Source organism: Nocardiopsis sp. CNS-639, from assembly GCF_000381685.1.
Lineage (GTDB): Bacteria > Actinomycetota > Actinomycetes > Streptosporangiales > Streptosporangiaceae > Nocardiopsis > Nocardiopsis dassonvillei.
Genome location: NZ_KB906855.1, coordinates 193,989 through 218,905, shown reverse-complemented (window position 1 = coordinate 218,905; position 24,917 = coordinate 193,989). Strand labels below are relative to the sequence as shown.

The window sequence follows — 24,917 nt, the reverse complement described above, 5'->3', positions numbered from 1 at the left end:
TGTCAAATAAAATAACACATGTGTGCTAGAAAGGGGAGGTGCCCAAGATCGTCGACCACGAACAGCGCCGCCGGGAGTTGGCCGAGGCCCTGTGGCGGGTCATCGCCGAGTCCGGCCCGGCCGCCGTGTCCATCCGCTCCGTCGCCGCCGAGGCGGGCTGGTCCCCCGGAGCCCTGCGCCACTACTTCCAGACGCGCGAGGACCTGCTCGTCTTCGCCATGAACCTGTCCGAGGAACGCGTCACCGCGCGCGTGACGGCCCTGAACGGCACCCAGGACCCGAACGCCCCGCTCCTGGACCGCATGGCCGAGTACGCCGAACAGCTCCTGCCCCTGGACGCGACCCGCCGCGCGGAGTACCGCGCCTGGGAGGCCGCCGGGCTGCTGGGGGAGTACGACCGCGACCGGGAACAGCGCTGGAACAGCCAGCGCAGGCTCTACCGGCTCCTGATCGCCGCCCTCACCGGGCAGCCGGTGGAGGATCCCTTCCAGCCCCACCCCGACCCGTGGGTCGAGGAGTGGTCCGGGTACCTGCACACCCAGGTGGACGGGCTCGCCCTCCAGCTGATGGTCACCCCGGGCATGAAGGGCCCCGAGGGGGCGCGGCGGGAGCTGCGCGCCTTCCTGGCCCGCACCGAGGAGGCCTGGCTGCACCGCCAGGCCTCCTGAGCGGTCGGCGTGCGGGGGACACGAAGCGGCCCGACCCGCCCCGGTCGGCCGCACCCGGGGGTCCGGGGACCTCACACCGCCCGGCCCGGGCCGGGCGGTGCGTCCGTCCTCGGCGTCAGACCAGCCAGCGGCCGTCGCGCATCAGCTCGCGTCCGGCCATCTCGTTCACCTCGCGCCAGGCCTGGACGCGGAGCGGCGTGACGCGGAACCAGAGGTAGGGGGCGGCCAGCGCGCGCGGGTCGAAGCCCGTCCTCCCGGCGAACCGGTCGCCCCGCTCCCGCGTCAGCGCGTCCATCCCGAGGACCTCGACCCGGCCCTCGATCATGGTCACGTCGCGGGTGCCGCCCAGCCCCAGCCGGACGGTCCGGGTGGCGGCCAGGTTCCTGCCGGTGGGGCTGCCCGCCGCGGTGGCCACCAACAGCGACTCGCCGTCCCAGTCGAAGGACAGCGGCACCAGGTGGGGCACGCCGTCCTCCGAGGCGCTGGCCACCCAGACGTCGACGTCGCGGGCGAGCCGCTCCTCGGTGTCGCGGCGGCGCCGGGCACCGGAGCGGGGCTCGGCGCCCGCCGGACCCGGCGCCGTCGTGGTCTCCTGCGCGTGAGAGCTGGTCACGGTCACTCCCCGTGGTCGTGGTTCGCGGTCGGCCCGGCGGGTTCGGCCGGGTGCGATCGCCGTGGTCCCAGCCTCCCCCGGCCGGGGCGCGGACCGCCTCCGTACCGGCCACGGAAACCACCACCCATATTGACTCCCTCTCCTGCCTGAAGGCAGGAGAATCCGGAACCACCTACCGGTGGTTCGAGGCCAACGCCTCGTCACGGGTCGCCCCGCGGCCTTCCTGTTTCATTGCCGGTCGCCCCGTCCGGGAGGACTCCCGTTGAGGTCTCACACCAGCTCCACAGGCAGATGCCGCCAGCCCGGCGGCCCTGAGGTTGTGCGCCGCGTTCACATCGCGGTCGTGGACCACCCCGCACCGGGGGCACGTCCACGTCCGTACGTTCAGCGGCAACGACGCGTGCACATAAGCGCACCCGAGAGTCGAGCACAACCGGGAGGAGGGGAAGAACCGGTCCACCACGACCAGCTCCCGCTCATACCAGGCGCACTTGTACGCCAACATGGTGCGCAGCTCACGCCAGGCCGCATCCGAGACCGCCCGGGACAGCCTCCTGTTCTTGACCATGTTGCGCACCGTCAAATCCTCGATCACGACCACTTGGTTCTCGCGGACGAGTCGAGTGGAGAGCTGGTGCAGGAAGTCGCGCCTGCGGTCGGTGATGCGGGCGTGCACCCGCGCCACCTTGCGGCGGGCCCGCTCCCGGTTCGCGCTGCCCTTGGCCTTACGGGCCAGCGCCCGCTGCGCCTTGGCCAGCCTGGCCCGGTCGCGTCGCTCGTGGCGGGGGTTGGCCACCTTCTCCCCCGTGGACAACACCACCAGCGACGTCACACCCATGTCCACACCCACCGCGTCGTTGGCGGCCGGAGCCGACTCGACGGTGTCCTCGCACAGCAGGGACACGAACCAGCGCCCGGCCGCATCCCGGGACACCGTCACCGTGGACGGCCTTGCTCCTTCAGGCAGGGGGCGCGACCACACGATGTCCAGCGGTTCGGCCATCTTGGCCAGGGTCAGGTGACCGTCGCGGTAGCCAAAGGCGGACCGGGTGTACTCCGCCGAGGCGCGGGACTTCTTCTTGGACTTGAACCGCGGATACTTCGCGCGCCGGTCGAAGAAGTTGCGAAAGGCGGTGTGCAGGTGGCGCAGCGTCTGCTGGAGCGGGACGCAGGAGACCTCGGTGAGGAAGGACAGCTCCTCCGTCTTCTTCCAGGCGGTGAGCATCGCCGAGGTCTGGGAGTAGCCCATCCGCTCCTGACGCTGCTGCCACGCTGCGCTGCGTTCGGCCAAGGCGCGGTTGTAGACCAGGCGCACGCACCCGAACGTGCGCGATAGCTCAGCCGCCTGCGCATCGGTCGGGTAGAAACGGTACTTGAACGCCCGCTTCACGCTCTTCCTGATCATGGCACACACCGTAGCGACCGCTCCGCGACCGCATGAGCCAAATCCAACAGAAAGCCACAGAAGGGAGAGGGCGTTTCCTCCCCGCCCTGAAGGACGGGGTGTCCACGCCCAACCAACAGATGAGTTCGGTGTCCAGTCCAGTGGTCTCGGCTCGGGAAGCCGAAGTACTCGCCCTCCTCGGGGAGCACCTCAGCAACGCGGAGATCGCCGCGCGCCTGGTCCTGTCGGTGCGCACCGTCGAGTCGCACGTCTCCTCGCTCCTGCGCAAACTGGCGCTGCCGGACCGGCGGGCGCTCGCCCGGCACGCGACCGCCTCCGCACGCGCCGAGCGCGAGCGGTCGGCGCCCGCCCTGCCCGCGCCGTTGACGTCGTTCGTCGGCCGGGTCCGCGAGCGCCGGGAACTGGCCGGGGCGGTGACGTCGCACCGGCTGGTGACCGTGGTCGGGCCGGGCGGGGTGGGCAAGACGCGCCTGTCCCTGGCCGTGGCGGCGGACGTGGCCGACGACTTCGCCGACGGGGTGTGGTTCGTCGATCTGGTCCCGGTCACCGAACCGGGCCGCGTGGGGGCCGCGGTCGCGGCGGCCGTGGGCGTGGGCGAGCAGCCCGGAAGCGGCGTCGACAACACGGTCCTGGCCGCGCTGGCGGACCGCCGGGCCCTGCTGGTCCTGGACAACTGCGAACACGTGCGCGACGGGGTGACGCCGTTCCTGGAACGGCTGCTGGCGGCCTGCCCGCGGCTGCGGGTGCTCGTGACGAGCCGGGCCCGGCTGATGGTGCCGTTCGAGCGGGTCCTGCCGGTCCCGCCGCTGTCGCGGGACGGCGGCGAGGAGTCGGACGCGGTGGCCCTGTTCATGGACCGGGCGGCCGTGGGCGGCTGGCCTCAGGGACCCGCCGCGAGTGAGGAGGTCGTGGCCGTCTGCGAACGGCTCGGCGGTATGGCGCTGGCCATCGAACTGGCGGCGGCGCGGTGCTCGACGCTGGGGCTGGACGGACTCACCGCCGGGCTCTCCGACCAGCTGCGGGTCCTCACCGGCGGCTCCCGGGCCGACGACAGGCACCGGTCGGTGCGGGCGGTGCTGGACTGGAGCCACGACCTGCTGGGGCCGCGGGACCAGGCCCTGCTGCGCCGGGTGTCGGTGTTCGTCGCGCCGTTCACCCCCGAGGCCGCCGCCGGGGTCGCCGGGTTCGCCCCGCTGGACCCGGCCTCGGTCGTCGACGGGCTCGGCAGACTCGCCGAGCACAGCCTGCTCTCCGTGACACCGTCCGCGACCGGTACCCGCTACCACGCGCTGGAGACCATCCGCCAGTACGGGGCGGAGCGGCTCGCCGACACCGGCGAGCTGACGCGCGTCCGCTCCCGGCACCTGGACTGGTGCCTGGCCGGCGCGGCCGACCTCACCGCGACCGCGGGCGCGGACTGGCGCGCCCGGTTCGACGCCGCGGCGGAGGACATGCGGGCCGCCCTCATCTGGGCCTGTGACCAGCCCGAACAGCGCGCGGACGCCCACCGGCTCGCCCGCGCCGTGGCCGAGCTGTCCTTCACCCGCACCCTGCTCGGCGAGGCCCAGCAGCGGTTCGAGCAGGCGGCGCGGCTCGCCGACACCGGCGCCGTCGCCGACGCGCTGCGCCAGGCCGCCGCGGTGGCCGGATGCCGCGGCCTCGACGACGACATGTACCGCCTGCACCGCGCCGCCGCGCACGCCGCCCTCCGGGCCGGGGACACCGCGGGCGCGGGCCGCGACCTGGCGGCCGCCGCCACCGTCGCGTACCGGTTCTCCAGCTCGTTCACGCGGCTTCCCGCCGTGGAGGAGGTGAGGGACGCGCTCGCGCGGGCGCGGGAGCTGTCCGGCGACGCCCCGGCCGCCCGGGCCGCCGTCGCGCTGGCCGAGGCGGCGGTGGTCGCGGACGCGTTCGGCGCGGTCCAGGGGGATCCGGACAACACCGCCGAGGAGACGGTCGAGAGCGCCGAACGGGCGGTCGCGCTCGCCCGCGGCGCGGGCGACCCGGTGGCCGAGTCCGCCGCCCTGGACGCGCTCTCGGGCGCCCAGAGCTGGGCCGGGAACGCCTTCGCCGGTGCGGCCGCCTCCCGGCGCAGGGTCGACATCCTGGCCCCGCGACCGCCCACCCCCGCCAGCACGCACGAGCTGATGGACGCCCTGGCCATGGCCGCCGGAACCTCCCTCGGCGTGGGGCGGCTGCCGGAGGCCCGCCGGTGGGGCAGGCAGCTCGCCGACCACCCGCTGCTGGCCGAGGCGGGTCACAGCGCCACGTCCTGGCTCCTGGTCGCGGACGCGTTCAGCGGTGACGTCGACGGGGTGCTCACCGGCAGCACGAGGTTCCTCGACGCGTGGGAGCAGAACGGCCGGCCGCGGACGCGCTCCCTGGGGCCCGCCGCCGCGTCGGTCGCGATGGTCCACGGCCTGCGCGGCGACCACGACGCACGGGCGGACTGGCTCGCGATCGTCGACCGGGCCGGCTCCGAGGCCGACCACCGCCTGGGCTACGGCGCGGTCTTCGACACCATGGTCCTGCTCCACCACGGGGACGCGGAGTCGGCCCTGGAGCGCGTCGAACCGGAGCCGGACCGGGTGTGGAAGTGGGTGTGCTGGGTCTGGCTCCACTGGTACGTGGCGCTCAGGGCGGAGGCGGCGGTGCTCGCCGGGCACCCCAAGGCCCGGGAGCGGATCGCCTCCGCCAGGGCCGTGGTCACCGGCAACCCGGTCGCCGGTGCCCAGGTGGACCGTGCGGAGGCGCTGCTCGACGGCGACCCGGCGGGGCGGCTCGCCGCCGCCGCGGCGTTCGACGCGGCCGGTTGCCGCTACCAGGCGGCGCGCACGCTGGTGCTCGCCGGGGGTGAGCACGCCGCCGCCGGCGGGGCCGCGCTCACCGGCCTCGGCCTCGCGCCCGGCCGATGAGCGCGCGGGGGCCGGGGCCGGTGACCGCGTGAACCCGGTGACCGCGCCTCAGCTCACCGCACGCCTCACCAGCTCGGCGATGCGCGCCTCCGTCTCCTCCGTCTCCTCCGTCACCTCGGTCAGGGCGAAACCGGTCGCCCACATCGTGCCCTCGTCCAGCTGGGCTAGGTCGCTGAACCCGAGCGTCGCGTAGCGCGTCCCGAACTTGGCCGCGCCCTGGAAGTGGCAGACGACCTTGCCGTCCAGAGCGTAGGCGGGCATCCCGTACCAGAGCTTCGGCGCGAGGGCCGGGGCGTTGGCCGTGACGACGGCGTGGACGCGCTCGGCCATGACCCGGTCCGAGTCCCGCATCCCGGCGATCTTGGCGAGCACGTCGCGTTCCGCCTCCGCCGCCTTCTCCGCGCGCGAGGCGCGGCGCGCCGCCTTCTTCTGCTCCCGGGCGTGGTCCTTCATCGCGGCCCGTTCCTCGGCCGAGAACCCCTCGTACGTGCCGTTGGCGGTGCTGGTCATGGTCACTCCTTCGGTTGCGGGCCGCGGTCGGCCCGGTGTGTGCGGCCGTGCCGGCCTCCGTGTCCACAGCCTCTCCCGGCGGGGGTGCGCGGCGCCTCCGTGCTGACCACGGAAACCACCACGGACCACGGGGTCGGTGGCGGCCCCGCGCTCACACGGCGCCGGGATCCCCTTCCGCCGCGCCTTTCTTGCACGGTGTTCCTCCGCCGCCGTGTTCCGTATGCCCCTTGCGCCCCTCTTGCCCCAGGGGTCCGTGTTCTTCGCTATGTCCGGTGGCCGATACTGGGGGTGCCAGCGGCCGGAACCAACGGGGGAGATGCGTGTGACCACCAGCAGTGAGACGGCTTCGGGGCCCTGGACCGACCTGGTCTACAGGACCGCCGTCACCGATGACGTCCCCGCGCTCGTCGAGCTGGTCAACTCCTGCTACCGCGGCGACTCGTCCAAGCAGGGCTGGACCACCGAGGCCGACCTGCTCGACGGCCAGCGCGTGGACGCCGGGGGCATGGCCGAGCTGCTGGCGCGCACCAACACGATCGTGCTGGTCGCCGAGGCCGAGGGACGGATCGTGGCCTGCTGCGAGCTCCAGCGCGGCGTCAACGGCGCCTACTTCGGCATGTTCTCGGTGCGGCCCGGCATCCAGGGCGGGGGCCTGGGCAAGCGGGTCCTGGCCGAGGCCGAGGACACGGCGGTGCGCGAGTGGGGCTGCCGCCTGATGCGGATGAAGGTGCTCAAGCAGCGCCCGGAGCTGATCGCCTGGTACGAGCGCCGCGGCTACACCAACACCGGCAAGACCGAACCCTTCCCCTACGGTGACGCGACTTTCGGTCTGCCCAAACGCGCGGATCTGGCCTTCGTCGAGCTCACCCGGGAACTTCCCGCCCCCTGACCGGGACGCGGCCGGGCGGGGTCCGGCCGCGTCAACCCTGTTCGAGGTTGGCCGACATCCGCTCCAGCACGTCGACCGCGGTCCGGTACTCCTCGTCGCTGATCCCCCGCGAGATACGGCGGCGGGCCTCGTCGACCCTGGCGAAGAGGGCCTCGTGCGCGGCCTCTCCCGCCGCGCTGAGGTTCAGGGAGACCAGGCCCTCCACCCAGCCGCGCCGGCGCAGCTCCTCCACCACCGGGGTGACGCTGTACTCGTCCTCGTCCAGGAACGCGGCGAGCCTGCGGTCCAGGTCGGCGATCGTGCCGGGGTCGGTGTGCAGGGAGTGGAGCACCTGCCAGTGGCGGCGCCCCAGCGACTCCGCGGCCAGGGTCCGGTCCAGGTCGTTCTCGATGAGCCGGTCCAGGTGCTTGAGCCAGTAGCCGATCGGCAGGTCGGACATGGTGCTTCCTCCAGCGGGGACTGCGCGGGCGTCCACTCTTCGAGACACGTCGAAGATAGATCGCCGCACGGCGCACCGCCAACGACCGGCGGCGGTGTCGGCGCGCGGGGGCCCGGGCGCGGCGGGAGGCGCGCCCGGGCCGCGGACCCCTCGTGGCGGGTCAGGCCCGGCACAGGATCGCGCCGCGCGGGACCACGAACACCCCGTCGGGGTCCTGGCTCCAGGTCGTCCAGCCCGCCGAGATGCGCTCCAGCTCCTCCCGGGTGGCGTGGCCCTCCGCGACCGCCTGGCGGCCCATGTCCGACTCCAGGATGCGCCGGGACCACATACCGCCCCACCAGGCGCGGCGCTCGGGGGAGGAGTGGTTCCACACCTCGGCCACGTAGGTGACGTCCTCGAACCCGGCCTCGCGGGCCCAGGAGGCCATGCGCCGCCCCGCGTCGGGCTCGCCGCCGTTGGCGCGCGCGACGCGCTGGTACAGGTCCATCCACGCGTCCAGCTCGGGCAGGCGCGGGTACCAGTACATGCCGGAGTAGTCGCTGTCGCAGGCGGCCACGACCCCGCCCGGCCTGGCCACGCGGCGCATCTCGGTCAGGGCCCGGACCGGGTCGGCCACGTGCTGGAGGACCTGGTGGGCGTGGACGACGTCGAAGGCGTCGTCGGGCAGGTCCAGGTCGTGGACGTCACCGACCCGGAACTCGATGTTGTCCGCTCCGGCCTCCCGCGCGCTGGCGCGGGCCAGTTCGACGGCCTCGGCCGAGGCGTCCACGGCGGTGACCCGCCCGGGGGCGACCCTGCGGGCGAGGTCGGCGGTGATGCTGCCCGGGCCGCAGCCCACGTCCAGCAGCGAGTGGCCGGGGACCATCCGGTCCAGGGCGTAGGCGGCGGAGTTCTCCGCGTCGCGCCAGCGGTAGGAGTCGGTGACCGTGGGGTGCTGGCCGTGGGTGTAGCGCGTCATCGGAACGCCCTCTCATGGGTCGCAGGCGGGAGCGAACACCTGGGACCCTACACCGACATCTCTGTGAATGAGATTCAATTCTCGCCATATGAGACAAGAATCGGGGTGTCCTGTTCGGAGGGGTTCCTCCCGGGGCCGCGGAGGCGACCGGCCACGGAACGGGCGAGAGGGGCGAAACTCCTGGGAAAAACCCCGCCCGGACCGATGAGTTCCGCCGCCCGGACGCGTCATCACGGGTAGAGCGGACGCGCGCAGGGCCGCGCCGCACACCGAGAGGACCAGACCATGACACGGCTCAACAAGATCACCCCCTGCCTGTGGTTCGACACCCGCGCCGAGGAGGCGGCCCGCTTCTACGTGGGCCTGTTCGACAACTCGCGCATCCTGCGGGTCCGGCACTTCGGACCCGACGGGCCCCGGCCCGCCGACATGGTGCTGACCGTGGACTTCGAGATCGACGGCCAGCAGATCACCGCGCTCAACGGGGGCCCGGAGTTCACCTTCTCCGAGGCGGTCTCCCTCCAGGTGATCTGCGACAGCCAGGAGGAGTCCGACCACTACTGGGCAAAGCTCAGCGAGGGCGGTGAGGAGAGCCAGTGCGGCTGGCTCAAGGACCGCTTCGGCTTCTCCTGGCAGGTCTTCCCAGCCGAGCTGGACGACCTGCTGGCCGACCCCGACCCCGGCCGGGCCGGACGCGCCATGCAGGCCATGCTGAAGATGGGCCGGATCGACCTGCCCGAGATCCGGCGGGCCGCGGACGCGGCCTGACCAGCGGCGGCCGTCCGCGCCGGGAGACGGCGGCACGGACGGCCGCGTCCGGTCCCAGACCCGGGCGAGGGGCAGGTAGGCGAAGCCGAGCGTCTCCCGGGCGCCGCGCAGCCAGAAGTCGCGGTACCGGTCGGCCCTGGCCCGGACCTCGTCGGTGCTCCGGGGCCCGGACACGGCATCCCCGCGTCCGACAGGGCACGGGGCTTCCCCGTCAGCGGTGGTTCGGGAGCGGCCGGGTATTTCCGGTGCGCCGACCCGGCGGCAGGGTCTAGACTGCCGCGCATGATGGCAGTCGCAGTCACGGAGTAGGCGGGCGTCCGCGCCCGCCGCGCGCCGCGCCCGGTCCTGGGAGGACCGGCGGGGCCCGCTTGGCGTACCGCGCGGGCGGAACGGCTTCCCTTCCGTTTCCCGGCCCGCCTCGACGCGGGTCCGACCCGATCGGCCATCATGAACTCCTTCCGAACTCCCGACGCGCGCTCAGGCCGCCGGGAGCGCCCCACCGCTGCCCGCCGCTGGTGGGCGCTCGCCGCGGTGTCGATGCTCCAGTTCCTCATCGCCGTGGACGTCACGGTCGTCAACATCGCCCTGCCCTCCATCGGCGCCGACCTGAACGCCGGGCCGCAGGGCCTGACCTGGGTCGTCGCCGGTTACACGCTGGTCGGCGGCGGCCTGCTGCTGCTCGGCGGACGCGTCTGCGACCTGCTGGGGCGGCGGCGCATGCTGCTCCTGGGCGCCGCCCTGTTCGGCGCTGCCTCGCTGGTCGCGGGCGCGGCGCCGGACCTGCCCTGGCTCCTGGCCGCCCGCTTCGGGCAGGGGGCCGGTGAGGCGCTGGCCTCCCCGGCGGCGATGTCGCTGATCGCGATGCTCTTCCCCGACCCCCAGGAGCGCGCCAGGGCCCTCGGCGTCTGGGGCGCCATCTCCAGCTCCGGCCTGGTGGGCGGGGTGCTGCTGTCCGGCGTGATCACCGAGCTGCTGCACTGGCGGTGGATCTTCCTGGTCAACCTGCCCGTGGTCGCCGTGGTCCTGGTCGCGGTCCCGCTGCTGGTCGCGCCCGACCGCGTCCGCGGCGCGGCTCCGGGGGCCCAAACCCCGGCCGCTCCGGCCGCCGCGACCGGCGCCGCACGGCGCCGCCCCGACGTCCTGGGCGGGCTGCTGCTGACGGCCGGTCCCCTGGCCCTGGTGCACGGGGTGCTCCAGGCGGCGGAACACTCCTGGGCGGAGCCGCGGGTGTACGTCCCCGTGCTCGCGGGCGCCGCGGCGATGGGGCTGTTCGTCCTGGTCGAGGCCAGGTCGCGCAACCCGCTGGTACCGCTGTCCTTCTTCGCCGACCGCACCAGGCTGGTCGCCAACGGGGCGACGGTGCTGCTCAGCGCGGCGCTGTCGACCTCCTTCCTGCTGGTGACGCTCTACCTCCAGCACGTGCTGGGGATGAGCCCCATGCAGGCGGGGCTGGCGTACGTGCCGTTCTGCGGGGCGATCCTGGTCTCGGCGACCGTGGTCGGCCGGATCATCGGCGCCCTGGGCCTGTCCGGGGCGGCGATCGCGGGCCTGCTGTCGGCAGCGGCCGGAACCGCCTGGCTGTCGCGGCTGCCGGTGGACGGCAGTCTGTGGACCGACGCCATGCCCGGCATGCTCCTGGTCGGCGTCGGCATGGGCGTCGGCCTGATCGCCCTGCAGAACGCCGCCCTGCACGGGGTGACCGAGGCCGACGCGGGGGTCGCCTCCGGCGTCCAGCGCTCGGTCGACCAGCTCGGCGGGGCCACCGGCATGGCCGTCCTCGTCGGCGCGGCGGTCGCCGCGGGCGCCTCCGGTGACGTCGCCGCCTCCGTCGAGGGCTATCGCACCGCCTTCTCCTGGGCGACCGTCGGCGTCCTGCTCGCCGCCGCCGGTGTGGCCCTGTCCGCCTGGCGGTCCGTCCGCGCCTGACCGGCGCCACCGCCCTTCCGGGGCCGCCCGTCGCGCGGCGGCCCCGGAAGGGCGTACGGCCGCGGTCAGATGTGGCGGGCGCCGCCGGACCCGTCCGCGGGGCCGGGGTGGTCCACGTAGTGCAGGATCACGTCACAGCTGTACTGGAACTCGTCCATGAGCCGCTGCGCCTCGATCAGGAGGACGCCGTAGGGCAGCCGGAGGTCGTCGAAGGGCGGGGACCCCTCGTCCTCCTTGGCCCGTACGAGGTCGTCGTGGCGCTCCCGGGCCTGCTCCGCGAGCTGGCACAGCCTCCTGGACTGGGGGCCGAGCCGGTCCTGGTCCAACCCGCTGAGCTCGCGGGTGATCTCGGCGACCGAGGCGAGGAAGTCCCCGTAGAGGCGCAGGAAGTCCTGGTAGACGGAGCGCTCCTCGTCACGGCTCCACAGGTGGATGCTGCGGGCCAGGGAGCCCAGCTGGTGGGTGGTGCGCTCCAGGGCGTCGACCAACTGCTGGTAGCCCTCGAAGGCGACGTGGTGGCGGTGTCTGCGCAGGAGCCTGGCCGGGTTGAGGTAGACGCTCTCCCACGCGGTGTCCACCGCCGAACGGGTCTGCCGGACGGTCGACGCGAGCCGGTTGGCCCGCTGGCGCCAGTTCTCGGCCTCGTCCTCGGTCAGTTCCCCCCGTTCCATTCCGCGCCGGATGTCCCCGATCAGGTTGCACTCGGCGTGCGCGAGGGAGCGGATGGCGTACTCCGCGCTGCGAAAGCGCATGGGAGGCAGCACGAGGACGTTGACCGCGGTGCCGATGGCGCAGCCGATGAGCACCAGCAACAGGATCTGGGCCAGGTCCACCAGGCGCCCGGTGTAGCCCTGGGACGTCAGGAAGGTGGAGAAGGCGAAGAACGCGGCCGTGACCACCTGGGAGCCCTGGCTGCCCAGGGGCCTCCACCGGCCGATGATCAGGGCGATGAGCGTGACCACGACGAAGGTCAGCATGTCCGGGCCCGCGGCGAAGCCCAGGACGGCCTGCACGGTGATCCCCAGCGCCACCGCGCCCACGTAGCGCAGCGACTGGACCACCGACTGGTAGACGGTGACCTGCATCATCAGGACCGCGGTGAAGGGCGCGAAGGCCGGTGAGGCGGCCTGGAGCAGGTGCTGTGCGACGAACCACGCCAACGAGGCGGCCAGGGCGCTCTTTCCGATGGACAGCACCGTGTGCCGTTCGTGCCCGTCCGCGCCCACCGCACGGCTCACCCACGCGCGTGCGCGGGCCACGGCTCCGCCCGCGCCCGCCCTGTCCCGACCCGCCACTGTTTCCTCCCACCGGTGCCCTCGCCGACCTTCTTCCAGGGGCGCAGCTACCCGGGGTGAGGGGCGGCGAAGCACGGAGGGGGGACAGGTGTGGATCACTCAGCGGCGCAGGGCGCAGTCCCCGCAGTACCCCGCGCCCGGCACCCGGTAGTACAGGCAGCACGTGGTGCGCCGGAACACCCCCAGGCCGGAAGCGTCCACTCCCGTGTAACCGCCGGTCCCGGCCAGGGAGGGACGTCCCAGCAGGTCCGCGGCCACCTCCCCGGCCCGCGCGCGCACCGCGGGCCGATCGGCGCCCAGGGCGCGCACGGCCCCGGCCAGGGCCGCGGCGGTGTTGCCCCGCAGCAGCCCCGGCGCGACGCCACCCGCCCCGGTCAGTCCCCGTGCCGCACGGGCCAGGACGCCGAGGACCACCGTGTGCTCGACCCAGTCGGCCAGTTCCGCCGTCCCCCCGGTCACCGCCGCGGCCCCCTCCTGCGCGGTGCGCAGCACCACCGGCCCCTCCCGGCGCGGATCCCAGTGGAACCGCGCCGCGTCCACCAGCACCCCGTGGCACAGTCCGGCCGCCAGCACCGGCGACAGCAGCCGCGTCGCCAGCCCCTGCTGGAACACCGACGCCGCCACCCGCCACTCCACCACCGCGTCCGGCCGCCCCGCCAACCGCGCCAGGTGACCGCGTACCCGCTCCACCTCGGCCGCCAGGGCGCGGGGCTCCAGGGCCCCGCCGCCTCCCAGCGGCAGCCACCCCGGGCCGGGAGGGACCGTCTCCACGGCGAACAGCGTGTTGACCCGACCGACCTCCGCCAGGACCGGCCGCACCGCCGTCGTCCCCGCTCCGTCCACCCCGTACCCGTCCTTCCCCTCGCCCGGAAACGCCCGAGTGGTGCCAGCACCACCGGTACTCCACGTGCTGTTGGGTTCGTGCCCCCGGGCCGCCGAACCTAGATTGGTTGCGTGACCGGTCAGAGCACGCGCACCAGAGCCAGGAACGGCGGGGGAGGAGGGTTCCTCACCGCCCTCTCCGCCCTGCCCCGCGTGGCCGAAGCCTACGGGTCCGGCTGGCGCGTGCGCGTGGTCGAGGTCCTGCACCTGATGACCTCACTGGCCCTGGCCCTGTGCTACCTGGTGCCCGTGTCCATGCTGGTCGTCTCGGCCACCTGGGTCGGCTTCGCGGTCTCCGGCCCCTGGCTGCCCGAGGTGTCCCGGCTCGTCCCCGACCGGATGCTCTCGGACTCGCTCGCCTTCCTGGTCGGCCTCCCGGCCCTGGCGACCCTGCTGGCCCGCCTGTCCTGCCGGGTCCAGCGCAACCGGCTGGACAACGTGTTCGGGATCGTGGAGACCAGCCCGCCCGATCCCCTGGCCCACGACAAGCCGCTCGTGCGCGCCTGGCGGTTCGTGTTCGGCCGCGACGCCTGGTCGGCGGTCGTCTACAGCACCGTCGCCGGGGTCCACGGCCTGCTGGCCGGGGGCGTGGTGGTGGCGCTGGTGGTGTGCGGCGGGGCGTCGGTCGTGGGGGCCCTGATGGGGATCGTGTTCGTACTGGTGATGGGCTCTCCCGGCGACCTGGTCGGCCCCCTGGTGCTGGTCGTGCTCGGGCCGCTGTGCGCCCTCGTCGGACTGCGCCTGGCCCCCTACATGGTCGCCACCGAGGTCCTGCTGCACCGCAGGCTGCTGTTCGAGGCGCCCGAGGTGCGCATCCGCCGCCGCCTGCTGCACGTCCAGGACAGCCGCCTGCGCATGGTCGACGCCGCCGAGGCCGAGCGCCGCCGCATCGAACGCGACCTGCACGACGGCGCCCAGCAGCGCCTGCTCGCCCTGACCATGACCCTGACCCGGGCGCGCTCGCGCGTGGCCACCGACCCCGACACGGCCCTGGAGCTGATCACCGAGGCTCAGCGCGAGTCCCGGGAGGTCATGGACGAGCTGCGCCAGGTGGCGCGCGGACTCCACCCCCGGGTCCTGACCGACCACGGACTGGGCGCGGCCCTGCCCGTGGCCGCCGGACGCGCCCCGGTCCCCGTGCGGGTGGACGTCGAGTTGGAGGAGCGCCCCTCCCCGCGCGCCGAGGGGGTGGCCTACTACGTGGCCTGCGAGGCGCTGAACAACGTCGCCAAGCACTCCGGCGCCACCGGGGTCACCGTGGCCGTGGAGCGGGTGTCGCGCCCCGCCCGCGACGGCGGCGACCTGCTGCGGCTCACCGTCGTCGACGACGGCTCCGGAGGGGCCGCTCCCCGGGCGGGCACGGGCCTGAACGGCCTGTGGGACCGCGTGGACGCGGTCGACGGCGTCCTGACCATCCACAGCCCGGCCGGTGAGGGCACCGTCCTGACCGCCGACATCCCTTGGGAGGCATGACCGTGTACACCGGTGCGAACCCCGTCCAGCCCGCGGAGAGAGGGCCCAGGGTGGTCATCGCCGAGGACTCGGTGCTGCTGCGCAGCGGGATGGCCCGCCTGCTGGAGGACGCGGGGGTGGAGATCGTCGCGCAGGTCGGCGACGCCGACGCGCTGATGCGGGCGGTGGAGGAGCACCCCGACGTGGACCTGTGCCTGGTCGACATCCGCATGCCGCCCACCTACTCCGAGGAGGGCATCCAGGCGGGTATCGCCATCCGCCAGAAGTACCCGGAGGTGGCGGTGCTGCTGTTGTCCCAGCACGTGGTCAGCCGCTACGCCGCCGACCTGCTCGGCAGCGGGGCCAGCAGGGTCGGTTACCTGCTCAAGGACCGGGTCGCCGACATCGACGAGTTCCTGTCGGTGCTGCGCCGCGTCGCCGGGGGCGGCGCCGCCATCGACCCGGAGGTGGTCTCGCAGCTGCTCAGCCGACGGCGTGACAACGCCCTGGCCCGGCTCACCCCGCGCGAGACCGAGGTGCTGGAGCTCATGGCGCAGGGGCTGAACAACGCGGGCGTGGCCTCGCGACTGACCGTCACCGAACGCGCCGTGGAGAAGCACATCCGCTCGATCTTCACCAAGCTGGACCTGGGCCACGACGACCACGACCACCGCAGGGTGCAGGCCGTGCTGCGCTACCTGCGCGGCGCGGACCGGGACTGACCGCGGACACCAGAGGGGGCGCGAGCCCGACGAGGAAGGAAGAACAGTGACATTCAAGGCACGGGGCCTGTACGCCTCATCGAGCAAGGAGCCGCGCAGGTTCCGCGTGGGCCCGTGGCTGCTCCTGGGCGCGGTGCTGGTGCTGGGCGTGGTGGTGGCGACCGCCTTCTCGGTCCTGGGCAACGTGGGCGTGGACCGCGGCACCCGCAGCGACGCCTACGACGCGCCCCAGGCCCTGGAGATCGAGAACGGCACCGGCGGCGACGTCGTCCTCACCGGCGGCGCCGAGCGGGTGCAGGTGGACCGCACCCTGCGCGGCACCCCCCTCACCGAACCGGAGGAGGACATCGAGGAGGACGACGGCGCCCTCCAGGTGGAGGCCGAGTGCCTGGGCGTGCCGTTCTTCGACGGCTGCCGGATCGACTACGAGGTCGCGGTCCCGGTGGGGACCGCGGTGACCGTGGAGACGGTCAGCGGCCGGATCAGCGTGGAGAACGTCGACGGCGAACTGGAACTGGGCAGCCTCAGCGGCGAGGTGCGGGTGGACGGCAACAGCGGCGACGTCACCGCCGAGTCCCTCAGCGGCACGATCGACGTGACCGGGGTGGAGGGCTCCGTGGTCGCGGAGACCGCCAGCGGCCGGATCATCGCCGAGGGGACGGGCGAACACCTCCAGGCCGCGAGCACCTCCGGTGACGTGGACGCGTCCGGGTTCGACGCGCGCACGGTCGTGGCCGAGTCCACCAGCGGCGACGTCCGGGTGGGCGGGGGCTTCACCGAGGCCCAGGTCTCCACTGTCTCGGGGGGCATCGGGGTCGCCACCGACGACGCCTTCGACCTGATGAGCCTGGAGAGCGTCAGCGGCGGGATCGACGTGCGGGTGCCCGAGGGCGCCTACGAGGTCACCGGGGAGTCCGCGTCCGGGGAACGCCGCGTGGACGTGGACACCTCCCCGGACGCGGAGGCCCGCATCCAGGCCGATACCGTCAGCGGCGCGCTCAGCGTCACGTCGGGTTAGACCGGCCCGCTCCGGCGCGCTCGAAGCGCAGTGCCGCCCAGTCCGAGTCGATCGGCACCTGGGCGGTACCGCGCCACCCCGAGTCCAGGAGCGGGCCCCAGCCCCGGTCCGCGGCCAGGTCGGTGATGATGGTGCCGCCGCGCCGGGGGTAGCACACCCACAGGCGGGTGCCCGGCCCCACCACCTCCAGGACGCGGGGAGCCTCGCGGCCCACGGTGCCCCGGTCCAGGGCGAACAGGTGCACGTCGTCGTAGTCGGCGCCCTCGATGGGGCCCAGGTCGATGTGGATGTCGGGGGGCGGTTCCAGCAGCCGCAGGTAGCGCTCGGGGGCGTTGAGGACGAGCAGCCGGTCGCCGGGGCGCACCCCGAGCCTCTGGGCGAGAGTGCCTGGGTTGTCCGACATATCCCCCTCCGTTCGTGGCCTGCGGGCGCCTCGCCCGTCTCCTGGCCACCGTACGGGCCGCGGCCGCGGAAACCGAGCACCTTCCCCGCCCGCACCCCGGCGAGGCCCTGTTTTTTAGGATGCTCCCATGACAGATGAAAACGGCGTACTGCGCTGGGGCGTGCTCGGGACCGGCGGCATCGCCCACTCCTTCGCCGAGGCGCTCGGGTCCACCCCCACGGCCCGGCTCACCGCGGTCGGCTCGCGCACCCCCGAGCGCGCCGAGGAGTTCGGCCGGGCCTGGGACGTCCCCGAACGCCACGGCAGCTACGAGGCCCTGGCCCAGAGCCCGAACGTGGACGCCGTGTACGTGGCCACCCCCCACCCCTGGCACCACCCCAACACCCTGACCTGCCTCAGAGCGGGCAAACACGTCCTGGTCGAGAAGCCCATGGCGATGAACGCCCTCCAGGTCTCGCAGATGGCCGAGGCGGCCCGCGAGGGCGGCCTCTTCCTGATGGAGGCGATGTGGACGCGCTACCTGCCCGCCTCCCGCCTGGTCCGCGACCTGGTGGAGGACGGCGCGATCGGCGAGGTGCGCTGGCTCTCGGCCGAGTTCGGCTTCAACGCCCCCTACGACCCCGACCACCGCCTCTTCAACGCCGGCCTGGGCGGCGGCGCCCTGCTCGACGCGGGCGTGTACCCGCTGGCCTTCGCCTCCCAGCACCTGGGCGAGCTGACCGTGGTGGGCGCCACCCGCCACCTGTCTCCCGACCGGATGGTGGACACCGCCACCACCGTGCTCGTGCGCGGCGAGAACGGGGGCACCGGCTCGCTGTCGTGCGCCTCGCGGACCACGCTGCCCAACCGGGGGGTGCTGGCCGGGACGAAGGGCAGGCTGGAGATCCCGAACTTCTGGATGGCCACCGACGTGGTGCTGCACCGCGACGGCCACGAGCCGGAGGCCTTCTCCCGGCCCTTCCGCGCCAACGGCTACGAGTACGAGGCCGAGGAGGTCGCGCGGTGCGTGGCCGCCGGTGAGCTGGAGAGCCCCGACATGCCCTGGGCCGAGAGCCTGCGCCTGGCCCGGATCATGGACCAGATCCGCGACGTGGGCAGCCTGGTCTACAGCCCGGCCACGGTCAAGGCCGTGCCCCTGGCGTGATCCCGGCCGTTCCCTCCCTCTCCTTCTTGGGAGCGGTCCCACGCCCTGGTTCCCCGGCGCCCGCGGGAAGGTCCCCGGCCTCCCGCGGGCGCCGCCGCGCGTGCAGCAGGCGTGCGGCGGTGGCCCGTGTCAGGGCGGGCACGCTCATGCGGACCACCATCAGCACGGCGTCGCGGGGGCCGACCTCGTGGGCGAAATAGTCGTCGAGAGCGAGGTGGCCGCTGCGGGGCCGGATGCCGTAGATCCGGCCGTCGAACATGCGGTAGGCGTCGTGGATCAGCAGCGTGTCGGGGTCCAGGTTGGGCCCGTCGCCCAGCCACTCGGCGGCCTCGCCCGCGACGCGCCGGACCCGAGCGGGGAGGGGCCGGAGCTCGTTGGGAAAGACGCGCGCGTCGCCCAGGCTCCGCCGCCACGCGGCGTAGACGGCCGGGTGGCGGGTGCGCAGGACGACGTAGGTGGTCCGCAGCGGGTGGGCGAGGACCTCGCGGGTCAGGAAGTGGATCATCAGGGCGGCGGACAGGCCCGAGCGGCGGTGGGCGGGGACCACGCCCGCCGCGTCCAGGTACACGGCGCGCCGGGAGGCGAAGCGGCGGCGGTGGTAGCCGCCCCAGCCGACGGGGGAGCCGTCGGGGCCCAGGATCAGCGCCAGGGAGGCGACCTGGTCGAAGAACCCGGCGTCGATCCGGGCGCGCCAGTAGGACGAGTGGTCGGCGCCGAAGGCCCGCGCGGCCAGGTCGCGCAGGACGCGGTGCAGGCGTTCCCGGCAGGGCGGGGCCAGGGTCGCGGGGGAGTCCCAGCGGGCGAGGCGGTAACCGGGGCACAGGTCCCGGACGGTGGGCGGCGCGCTCAGGTCGCGCAGTTCGGGGTTGTGGTCGTGGATGGTCACCTGCACCACTACTTTCACTACTCTCCGGAAAGAAACGACTCCCTAAAGTAGTGGTTTTGGCGCGCGCTCGGGCGAACTCCGCTCGAACGGGAGGGGGCCGGGCTACGATTGCCACACAGGTGTTCTCCCACGATGGGTAGGCGGGTATGTGCGCACAGCCGGTACCGGACTGGCTCATCCCCCCGAGCAGGGGATTCAGAGCCGAGGACCTGGACACTCTGCCCGACCTTCCCCCGCATACCGAACTGATCGACGGGAGCCTCGTCCTCGTGAGTCCCCAGATGGGCTTCCACAGCGTTGTGATGGACCTGCTCACCATCGGTCTACGCCACACGGTTCCAGCTCACTACCGTGTGCGCCGTGAGATGACCGTGACGCTCGGACCGCGCCAGCGCCCCGAGCCGGACATCATGGTCGTGGCCACCGAGGCGGTGGACAATCGGCAGAGCACCTTCCCGCCGAATGCGGTGGCGCTTGCGGTCGAGGTGGTGTCGCAGGAGTCCATGGAGCGGGATCGGCACCGTAAGCCCCAGCTCTATGCCCAGGCGGGCATCCCCCACTTCTGGCGGGTGGAGAACAACGACAGCTCGCCCGTGGTGTACGTGTACGAGCTGGACCCGGCCAAGGCCTGTTATGTGCCCACCGGTATCCACCACGACCGGCTCAAGGTCGAGTTCCCCTACCCCGTGGACATCGACCTGACCGAGGTCCACCGACTCTGAGCGCGCGGGCTCAGCCCGAGGCCGCCGCGCGGCCGAACCTCTCCGACAGGCGCGACATGTGCCCGCGCAGCTCGGCGGGCTCCTCCACCTGCATCTCCACGTCGAGCATGCCCAGGTAGCAGGCCATGTGGAGCAGCGAGTCCCCGGAGCACACCAGCACGCACGAGCGCTCGTCCACCGGCTCGATCCGCCCGAAGCCCGCCGCCGTGCGCTCGGCCTCCTCCGCCGGGACGAACAGCCTGATCCGCGCCCGCACGGGCCACATGTGCACGTCGATGCGCTCCCGCAGGTAGGCGGCGACCCCCTGCTCGGGCGGGTCGCGCGGGGGCACCCGCGGCCCGGTCGGCGTGAGCGGGCGCATCCGGTCCACCCGGAAGGTGCGCCAGTCGTCGCGTTCGGTGTCCCAGGCCACCAGGTACCAGCGCCGCCCGCGCGAGACCAGCCGGTGGGGCTCCACCACCCGGCGCGAGGCGCTGCCGTCGTGGCGCTCGTAGTCGAAGCGCAGCCGTTCGCTGTCCCGGCAGGTGGCGGCCACCAGCGCCAGAACGTCGGCGTCCACCGTGGGCCCGTCGGAGGGCATGGGGACGGTGAAGGCGCCCAGGGCGTCCACCCGGCGCCGCAGCCGCGAGGGCAGCACCTGCAAGAGCTTGGCCAGGGCGCGCACCGAGGTCTCCTCGATCCCCGACACCCCGCCCTGGGCGGCGGTGCGCAGCCCGACCGCGACCGCCACGGCCTCGTCGTCGTCCAGCAGCAGGGGCGGCAGGGCGGCGCCCGCGCCGAGCTGGTAGCCGCCCCCGGTGCCCATGGTGGCCTGGATGGGGTAGCCCAGCTCGCGGAGGCGGTCCACGTCGCGGCGGACGGTGCGCGGACTCACCTGGAGGCGGTCGGCGAGTTCGCCGCCCGGCCAGTCCTTGCGGGTCTGGAGCAGGGACAGCAGGCGCAGCAGGCGCGCGGAGGTCGCTCTCATGTCGGCAGTGTGCCAGGAGCGGAGGACGCTTTCGGTCCTCCACTCCTGGCGCCGGCCGGTCGGGCGGGACGCCCGGGGCGGGGGAGGGACGCCTCAGCCGGTCACGGCGACCGCCTCCACCTCGACCAGCTGGTCGTCGTAACCGAGCACGGCCACCCCGAGCAGGGTGCTGGGCGCGTCGTGCCCGCCCATGTGCGCGCGCACCACATCCCAGGCCGCCACCAGATCCTCCTGACGGTCGGAGGCGACGTAGACCGTGGTCTTGACGACGTCGGCCAGGTCGGCTCCGGCGTCGTTCAGCGCGGTGCGCAGGTTGCGCATGACCTGCTCGGCCTGGCCCGCGTAGTCGCCGACCGCGACGGTGCGGCCGTCCCCGTCGAGCGGGCAGGCCCCCGCGGTCCACACCACGCGCGCGGGCGCCCGGACCGTGGCGGCGTAGGCGTAGTCCACGGCCCCGGTCAGGGTCTGGCTGCGGATCAGTCGGACGGCGCTCATCGTTCTCCCGGGGGCTTCGTCGGTCTTCGGCACCCCCACCAACGACCGCGCGGGGGCCGCGGGTTCCGGTTCTGCCCACGGCAGAGGGCCCGCCCTCCCCCGAGGGAGGGGGCGGGGCCAAACCGCGTGCCCTCCCGCGCCGATCCGCGCCGCCGACCTCTCAGGACCGGTCGGGGATCAGGACGCTCAGGCAGGTCACGCACGCCTCCAGCTTCTCGAACTCGGAGATGTCCACCGGCAGCACCCGCCACCGGTCGGCGCTCAGCTGGTGGATCGTCTCGTGCGCGGCGGCGCTGACCAGCACGTCGCGTCCGCCCAGGGGCAGCACGTGCGCGCCCCGCTCCTCGGTCGCACGGCGCACGGGAGGCAGCGCGTCGGCCTCCACCAGCTCGGGCAGGCCCACGAGCGTGCCGTCGGGCAGCGCGGTCACCGCCGACTTCAGGTGCGGTGCCGCGCCCATACCCACGCGCACGACCTCCCGGCCCAGCGGCTTGAGCAGCTGTTCGAGCTGGGCGGCGCCCTCGGCGTCGGTGCGCCCGCCCACGCCCACGTAGACGGACGATCCCACCTGGAGCACGTCACCGCCGTCCAGGGTCCCGGGCGCCTCGATCCGCGCCACCCGCAGTCCGAGCCTGCGCACCGCCGCCTCGGCCCCCTCCACCTCGCCGCGGCGCTCCCGCGCGCCGGGGCGGGTCAGGACCGCCAGGTCCCCGCACACCACCACGGTGTCCTCCACGAACACCGCGTCGGGGTGTTCGGGCGCCGGTTCGACCTCGCACACCCGCCACCCGGCCGAGGCGACGGCCTCCTGGTAGATCGTGTACTGGCGTGCGGCCAGGACCGGGTCCACCTCCGTGCGGGGGGCGACGCCCCGTGCCAGGTCGGGGCCGGGGCGGCGCATCAGGGCGACCCCGTAGTAGGTGTATCCGTCCACGTACACGTCCTCCAGGGGTGCGGCGCCGGGATCTGGGAAGAGCACAACCTATCGCGCACCCGTACCCTTTTTCCGGACGCGGCACGCGGGTCGTTCGGCTTGTTCGCCGGTGCGGGCGGGGGCAGGGTGGTGGCCATGGACGTGATCATTGTCGGCGGCGGGATCGTGGGGACGAGCGCGGCGTTCCACCTGGCCAGGAAGGGCGTGTCCACCGCGCTGGTGGACGCCTCGCACCCCGGGCAGGCCACGGCCGCCGGGCTGGGGGTGGTCTTCCCCTGGCCGCTGCCGTGGGACGAGCCGCCGGTGTGGGACTTCAAGGCCCGCGCGGCCGAGCACTACCCGCGGCTGATGGCCGAGCTGGCCGAGGACGGCCAGGCCACCGGTTACGAGGTGGTCGGGGGCCTGTCCGTGGACCGGGAGGGCGACGACGCCGGGTTCGACCTGTTGCGCAACCTGTCCGAGCGCGCGGAGTTCGCGACGATGGGCGCGGTGGAGCGCCTGGCCCCGGGCGGGCCGCGCGAGCGGTTCCCGCTGCTGCCCGAAGCCTACGGCGGGGTGTTCGTGGAGGGCATGGCGCGGCTGAACGGGGCGGCGGCGCGGGTCGCCCTGTTCAACGCCGCCGAGGAGCGGGGGCTGCGCTACTTCAAGGGGGAGTGCCGCCTGCTGTGGGACGGCCGCCGGGTGGGCGGTGTGCGGGTGGGGAGCGAGGCCCTGGAGGCGCCCGTGGTCGTGGTGGCCGCGGGCGCGTGGTCGGCCGGACTGCTGGCGACCGCCGGTGTGGACCTGCCCGTGCACCCGGTGCGCGGGCAGGTGACGCACTTCGCGCTGCCGGGGCGCGACACCCGGGCCTGGCCGGTGGTGCGGTTCGGCGAGCACGGGTACTTCGTGTCGGCCTTCGGTCCCGACCGGGTGGTCACCGGCGGCACGTGGGAACCGGAGGCCGGGTTCGACCGGCGGACGACGGCGTCGGGTCTGCTGCACAACCTCTCCACCGCGGTCGAGGTGCTGCCCGGACTGGCGGACGCCACGGTGGTGGAGACGCGGGTGGGGCTGCGGCCGTGCACGCACGACGGACGGCAGCTGCTGGGGACCGTGGAACGGCTGCCCGGTGTGGTGGTGGCGACCGGGCTGGGCGGCGAGGGGCTGACCTTCGGGCCCTTCCAGGGGCTGGTCGCCGCCCGGCTGGCCATGGGGGAGGACCCCGGGGTGGACCTGTCCCCCTTCCGGCCCGACCGGCCCATGGCCCCCGCCTGACCCCGTCCGCGGCGGGAGCGGCCCGGACCGTCCGGGCCCGGCGGGGCCAGGCGAAGAGTTGAGTAGCGGTACTCAGGCGCGCGATCCGGGGAGTCGACAGCATGGACGCATGAACCCCTACACCCCCCAGCCCCGGTCCACCCCGCAGTTCTTCCTCCAGTCCGTCCTGTCCTTCGGCGCTGCGTCGGTCGGAGTGGGCGCGGGGATCGTCTACCTCCCCGTCGACCTGTGGATCCGGGCCTTCCTCGGTCTGGGCCTGCTCTACGTGATCACGTCCACGTTCACCCTGGCCAAGTGCGTGCGCGACCGGCAGGAGGACGCGCTGGCCGCCGAGGCGGCCCAGAACTACCAGCAGATCCCCGTCTGGAACGCGGAGCAGCCCGTCCCGCGCTCCTGAGCGGGACGGGTCGGCGCGGCGCGCGGGGACGGAGCGCGCCGCGCCCCGGGTCGCGCCGGTGTCAGGCGTTGGGCGGAAGAGCGGTTCCGGCGCCCCTCCGGCGCGGCCTGAGCAGGTCGTGGCGCTCCCTGGGCAGGGTGGGCTCGCCCGCGCCCTGCACGGTGAAACCGGCGTCCTCGATCATCTCCAGGTCGGCCCGGCCCGCCTGTCCCTCGCTGGTGAGGTAGTCGCCCAGGAACACCGAGTTCGCGATGTGCAGCGCCAGCGGCTGGAGGGAGCGCAGGTGGATCTCGCGGCCGCCCGCCAGGCGCACCTCCACGTCGGGGAAGACGAACCGGGCGGCGGCCAGGACGCGCAGGCACCGCTGCGGGGTCAGCTCCCACGTGCCCTCCAGCGGGGTGCCCTCGAAGGGCATGAGGAAGTTGACCGGTACCGAGTCCGGTTCCAGCTCGCGCAGCGCGAACAGGGCGTCGACCAGGTCGTCGTCGCTCTCCCGCATCCCCGCGATCAGCCCGGAGCAGGGGGACAGGCCCGCCTGCTTGGCCCTGGTCACGGTGTCCACCCGGTCGGCGAACTCGTGGGTGGTGCAGATGTCGGCGTAGCGCTCCTCCGAGGTGTTGAGGTTGTGGTTGTAGGCGTCGGCCCCGGCCCGGCGCAGCCGGTCGGCCTGGCCCTCGGAGAGCAGGCCCAGGCAGGCGCACACCTCCACGCCGGGGTGCTCGCTCTTGATGCCCTCGATGGCGGGGGCCAGCCGTTCCACGTCGCGGTCGGTGGGGCCGCGCCCGCTGGCCACCAGGCAGACCCGGGTGGCGCCCGCCCTCACCCCGTGGGAGGCGGCCTCGCGGGTCTGGTCGGGCCTGAGCCAGGTGTACCTGACGATCCCGGCGTCGGAGCCCAGGCGCTGGGAGCAGTAGGAGCAGTCCTCCGGGCACAGTCCGCTCTTGACGTTCACGAGGTAGTTGAGCTTGACGCGGCGCTCGAAGTAACGCCGTCGGACACGGAAGGCCGCGGCGACCAGGTCCATCAGGTCGTCGTCGGAGCTGCTCAGAACCCCGAGGAGTTCGGCGCGGGTGGGCGTCTCGCGGCGAAGGGCCTTCTCGGCCAGGGGAAGGAATGTGGTCACGGGGACGATCCTGGGGCTCCGGACGCGGACGGCGCAGTCGCCTAACCAGCCAAAAACGCGGCGGAAGTCTTGTGCGGGGCGGCTGTTTGCCCCCGCCCTTCCTCCCGCCGGGGACTCCGCAAGGGGGTCCGG

Annotated in this window: 25 protein-coding genes; 12 read left to right on the top strand and 13 right to left on the bottom strand. The window is 73.8% G+C overall.

Annotated features, from left to right (window positions below; all coding sequences use genetic code 11):
• Positions 1 to 38: 38 nt before the first annotated feature.
• Positions 39 to 668 (top strand): TetR/AcrR family transcriptional regulator, encoded by a 630-nt coding sequence (locus tag G011_RS0103535; protein ID WP_019607259.1) that lies wholly within the window; start codon positions 39 to 41, stop codon positions 666 to 668.
• A gap of 115 nt (positions 669 to 783) precedes the next feature.
• Here G011_RS0103535 and G011_RS0103530 read toward each other — a convergent pair whose 3' ends face one another.
• Positions 784 to 1,281, bottom strand: a complete 498-nt coding sequence (locus G011_RS0103530) for a pyridoxamine 5'-phosphate oxidase family protein (RefSeq protein WP_026337981.1) — start codon at positions 1,279 to 1,281, stop codon at positions 784 to 786.
• Positions 1,282 to 1,453: 172 nt separating this feature from the next.
• Positions 1,454 to 2,686, bottom strand: coding sequence for an RNA-guided endonuclease TnpB family protein (locus tag G011_RS0103525; RefSeq protein ID WP_019607257.1), 1,233 nt, complete (start codon positions 2,684 to 2,686; stop codon positions 1,454 to 1,456).
• Positions 2,687 to 2,805: 119 nt separating this feature from the next.
• Between G011_RS0103525 and G011_RS0103520 the strand changes: the two genes are divergently transcribed.
• Positions 2,806 to 5,601, top strand: a complete 2,796-nt coding sequence (locus G011_RS0103520) for a LuxR C-terminal-related transcriptional regulator (protein WP_196808488.1) — start codon at positions 2,806 to 2,808, stop codon at positions 5,599 to 5,601.
• Between the two features lie 48 nt (positions 5,602 to 5,649).
• Here the strand turns inward: G011_RS0103520 and G011_RS0103515 are convergent, their stop codons facing one another.
• The gene (locus G011_RS0103515) at positions 5,650 to 6,111 is read right to left on the bottom strand and encodes an iron chaperone (RefSeq protein WP_019607255.1); all 462 of its coding nucleotides are present in this window, start codon (positions 6,109 to 6,111) and stop codon (positions 5,650 to 5,652) included.
• A 316-nt stretch (positions 6,112 to 6,427) separates the two neighbouring features.
• Between G011_RS0103515 and G011_RS0103510 the strand changes: the two genes are divergently transcribed.
• On the top strand, positions 6,428 to 7,000 hold the full coding sequence (locus G011_RS0103510) for a GNAT family N-acetyltransferase (RefSeq protein WP_019607254.1): 573 nt from the start codon (positions 6,428 to 6,430) through the stop codon (positions 6,998 to 7,000).
• Between the two features lie 31 nt (positions 7,001 to 7,031).
• Here G011_RS0103510 and G011_RS0103505 read toward each other — a convergent pair whose 3' ends face one another.
• Positions 7,032 to 7,439 (bottom strand): MarR family winged helix-turn-helix transcriptional regulator, encoded by a 408-nt coding sequence (locus G011_RS0103505; protein WP_019607253.1) that lies wholly within the window; start codon positions 7,437 to 7,439, stop codon positions 7,032 to 7,034.
• 160 nt (positions 7,440 to 7,599) lie between these two features.
• Positions 7,600 to 8,397, bottom strand: a complete 798-nt coding sequence (locus tag G011_RS0103500; RefSeq protein ID WP_019607252.1) for a methyltransferase domain-containing protein — start codon at positions 8,395 to 8,397, stop codon at positions 7,600 to 7,602.
• Between the two features lie 285 nt (positions 8,398 to 8,682).
• Between G011_RS0103500 and G011_RS0103495 the strand changes: the two genes are divergently transcribed.
• The gene (locus tag G011_RS0103495; RefSeq protein ID WP_019607251.1) at positions 8,683 to 9,165 is read left to right on the top strand and encodes a VOC family protein; all 483 of its coding nucleotides are present in this window, start codon (positions 8,683 to 8,685) and stop codon (positions 9,163 to 9,165) included.
• 447 nt (positions 9,166 to 9,612) lie between these two features.
• Positions 9,613 to 11,091, top strand: coding sequence for an MFS transporter (locus G011_RS0103490; protein WP_196808483.1), 1,479 nt, complete (start codon positions 9,613 to 9,615; stop codon positions 11,089 to 11,091).
• 65 nt (positions 11,092 to 11,156) lie between these two features.
• Here the strand turns inward: G011_RS0103490 and G011_RS0103485 are convergent, their stop codons facing one another.
• Together G011_RS0103485 and G011_RS0103480 are read right to left on the bottom strand one after the other, a co-directional pair.
• Entirely contained in the window at positions 11,157 to 12,350 is a 1,194-nt protein-coding gene (locus G011_RS0103485) for an aromatic acid exporter family protein (protein WP_051104319.1), read from the bottom strand.
• 135 nt (positions 12,351 to 12,485) lie between these two features.
• Positions 12,486 to 13,229: a (2Fe-2S)-binding protein gene (locus G011_RS0103480; RefSeq protein WP_019607248.1), complete on the bottom strand. Its 744-nt coding sequence runs from the start codon at positions 13,227 to 13,229 to the stop codon at positions 12,486 to 12,488.
• 192 nt (positions 13,230 to 13,421) lie between these two features.
• On the opposite strand from G011_RS0103480, the gene G011_RS0103475 reads away from it, so the two are divergent.
• Genes G011_RS0103475 through G011_RS0103465 form a run of 3 tightly spaced genes read left to right on the top strand, consistent with a single transcriptional unit; the run spans position 13,422 to position 16,460 of the window.
• Positions 13,422 to 14,741, top strand: coding sequence for a histidine kinase (locus tag G011_RS0103475; RefSeq protein ID WP_019607247.1), 1,320 nt, complete (start codon positions 13,422 to 13,424; stop codon positions 14,739 to 14,741).
• Positions 14,738 to 15,442 carry a response regulator transcription factor gene (locus tag G011_RS0103470; protein ID WP_019607246.1) on the top strand — a complete coding sequence of 235 codons (705 nt, stop codon included), beginning with the start codon at positions 14,738 to 14,740 and terminating at the stop codon, positions 15,440 to 15,442. Before G011_RS0103475 ends, G011_RS0103470 begins: the two co-directional genes overlap by 4 nt.
• 46 nt (positions 15,443 to 15,488) lie before the next feature.
• Complete coding sequence (locus tag G011_RS0103465) at positions 15,489 to 16,460, top strand: DUF4097 family beta strand repeat-containing protein (protein ID WP_019607245.1); 972 nt, start codon at positions 15,489 to 15,491, stop codon at positions 16,458 to 16,460.
• Here G011_RS0103465 and G011_RS0103460 read toward each other — a convergent pair.
• Positions 16,447 to 16,863, bottom strand: coding sequence for a hypothetical protein (locus G011_RS0103460; protein WP_019607244.1), 417 nt, complete (start codon positions 16,861 to 16,863; stop codon positions 16,447 to 16,449). The genes G011_RS0103465 and G011_RS0103460 overlap by 14 nt on opposite strands.
• Before the next feature lie 127 nt (positions 16,864 to 16,990).
• On the opposite strand from G011_RS0103460, the gene G011_RS0103455 reads away from it, so the two are divergent.
• Positions 16,991 to 18,007 (top strand): Gfo/Idh/MocA family protein, encoded by a 1,017-nt coding sequence (locus G011_RS0103455; protein WP_036552183.1) that lies wholly within the window; start codon positions 16,991 to 16,993, stop codon positions 18,005 to 18,007.
• Here G011_RS0103455 and G011_RS0103450 read toward each other — a convergent pair.
• Positions 17,985 to 18,902 carry a GNAT family N-acetyltransferase gene (locus tag G011_RS0103450; protein ID WP_019607242.1) on the bottom strand — a complete coding sequence of 306 codons (918 nt, stop codon included), beginning with the start codon at positions 18,900 to 18,902 and terminating at the stop codon, positions 17,985 to 17,987. The genes G011_RS0103455 and G011_RS0103450 overlap by 23 nt on opposite strands.
• Positions 18,903 to 19,039: 137 nt before the next feature.
• Here G011_RS0103450 and G011_RS0103445 point away from each other — a divergent pair, with 137 nt between their 5' ends.
• Entirely contained in the window at positions 19,040 to 19,615 is a 576-nt protein-coding gene (locus G011_RS0103445) for a Uma2 family endonuclease (RefSeq protein WP_019607241.1), read from the top strand.
• Between the two features lie 10 nt (positions 19,616 to 19,625).
• Here the strand turns inward: G011_RS0103445 and G011_RS0103440 are convergent, their stop codons facing one another.
• The 3 genes from G011_RS0103440 to ddaH form a co-directional block, all read right to left on the bottom strand.
• The gene (locus G011_RS0103440; RefSeq protein WP_019607240.1) at positions 19,626 to 20,582 is read right to left on the bottom strand and encodes a YafY family protein; all 957 of its coding nucleotides are present in this window, start codon (positions 20,580 to 20,582) and stop codon (positions 19,626 to 19,628) included.
• A gap of 93 nt (positions 20,583 to 20,675) precedes the next feature.
• A complete protein-coding gene (locus G011_RS0103435; protein WP_019607239.1) occupies positions 20,676 to 21,077 on the bottom strand; it encodes a RidA family protein in 402 nt (133 codons plus the stop codon).
• A gap of 160 nt (positions 21,078 to 21,237) precedes the next feature.
• Complete coding sequence (ddaH, locus tag G011_RS0103430) at positions 21,238 to 22,011, bottom strand: dimethylargininase (protein WP_026337975.1); 774 nt, start codon at positions 22,009 to 22,011, stop codon at positions 21,238 to 21,240.
• A 135-nt stretch (positions 22,012 to 22,146) separates the two neighbouring features.
• On the opposite strand from ddaH, the gene G011_RS0103425 reads away from it, so the two are divergent.
• Both G011_RS0103425 and G011_RS0103420 read left to right on the top strand, forming a co-directional pair.
• On the top strand, positions 22,147 to 23,265 hold the full coding sequence (locus G011_RS0103425) for an FAD-binding oxidoreductase (protein ID WP_026337974.1): 1,119 nt from the start codon (positions 22,147 to 22,149) through the stop codon (positions 23,263 to 23,265).
• A gap of 109 nt (positions 23,266 to 23,374) precedes the next feature.
• Positions 23,375 to 23,662, top strand: coding sequence for a YiaA/YiaB family inner membrane protein (locus tag G011_RS0103420; RefSeq protein WP_019607236.1), 288 nt, complete (start codon positions 23,375 to 23,377; stop codon positions 23,660 to 23,662).
• Positions 23,663 to 23,723: 61 nt separating this feature from the next.
• Here G011_RS0103420 and bioB read toward each other — a convergent pair whose 3' ends face one another.
• On the bottom strand, positions 23,724 to 24,785 hold the full coding sequence (bioB, locus tag G011_RS0103415; protein ID WP_019607235.1) for a biotin synthase BioB: 1,062 nt from the start codon (positions 24,783 to 24,785) through the stop codon (positions 23,724 to 23,726).
• Positions 24,786 to 24,917 lie beyond the last annotated feature (132 nt).

Coding starts and splice junctions, on each gene's coding strand:
- G011_RS0103525 (WP_019607257.1), bottom strand. CDS start 2,686: ATGATCAGGAAGAGCGTGAAGCGGGCGTTCAAGTACCGTTTCTACCCG.
- G011_RS0103520 (WP_196808488.1), top strand. CDS start 2,806: ATGAGTTCGGTGTCCAGTCCAGTGGTCTCGGCTCGGGAAGCCGAAGTA.
- G011_RS0103515 (WP_019607255.1), bottom strand. CDS start 6,111: ATGACCAGCACCGCCAACGGCACGTACGAGGGGTTCTCGGCCGAGGAA.
- G011_RS0103510 (WP_019607254.1), top strand. CDS start 6,428: ATGCGTGTGACCACCAGCAGTGAGACGGCTTCGGGGCCCTGGACCGAC.
- G011_RS0103505 (WP_019607253.1), bottom strand. CDS start 7,439: ATGTCCGACCTGCCGATCGGCTACTGGCTCAAGCACCTGGACCGGCTC.
- G011_RS0103500 (WP_019607252.1), bottom strand. CDS start 8,397: ATGACGCGCTACACCCACGGCCAGCACCCCACGGTCACCGACTCCTAC.
- G011_RS0103495 (WP_019607251.1), top strand. CDS start 8,683: ATGACACGGCTCAACAAGATCACCCCCTGCCTGTGGTTCGACACCCGC.
- G011_RS0103490 (WP_196808483.1), top strand. CDS start 9,613: ATGAACTCCTTCCGAACTCCCGACGCGCGCTCAGGCCGCCGGGAGCGC.
- G011_RS0103470 (WP_019607246.1), top strand. CDS start 14,738: ATGACCGTGTACACCGGTGCGAACCCCGTCCAGCCCGCGGAGAGAGGG.
- G011_RS0103460 (WP_019607244.1), bottom strand. CDS start 16,863: ATGTCGGACAACCCAGGCACTCTCGCCCAGAGGCTCGGGGTGCGCCCC.
- G011_RS0103455 (WP_036552183.1), top strand. CDS start 16,991: ATGACAGATGAAAACGGCGTACTGCGCTGGGGCGTGCTCGGGACCGGC.
- G011_RS0103445 (WP_019607241.1), top strand. CDS start 19,040: ATGTGCGCACAGCCGGTACCGGACTGGCTCATCCCCCCGAGCAGGGGA.
- G011_RS0103440 (WP_019607240.1), bottom strand. CDS start 20,582: ATGAGAGCGACCTCCGCGCGCCTGCTGCGCCTGCTGTCCCTGCTCCAG.
- G011_RS0103435 (WP_019607239.1), bottom strand. CDS start 21,077: ATGAGCGCCGTCCGACTGATCCGCAGCCAGACCCTGACCGGGGCCGTG.
- G011_RS0103425 (WP_026337974.1), top strand. CDS start 22,147: ATGGACGTGATCATTGTCGGCGGCGGGATCGTGGGGACGAGCGCGGCG.
- G011_RS0103420 (WP_019607236.1), top strand. CDS start 23,375: ATGAACCCCTACACCCCCCAGCCCCGGTCCACCCCGCAGTTCTTCCTC.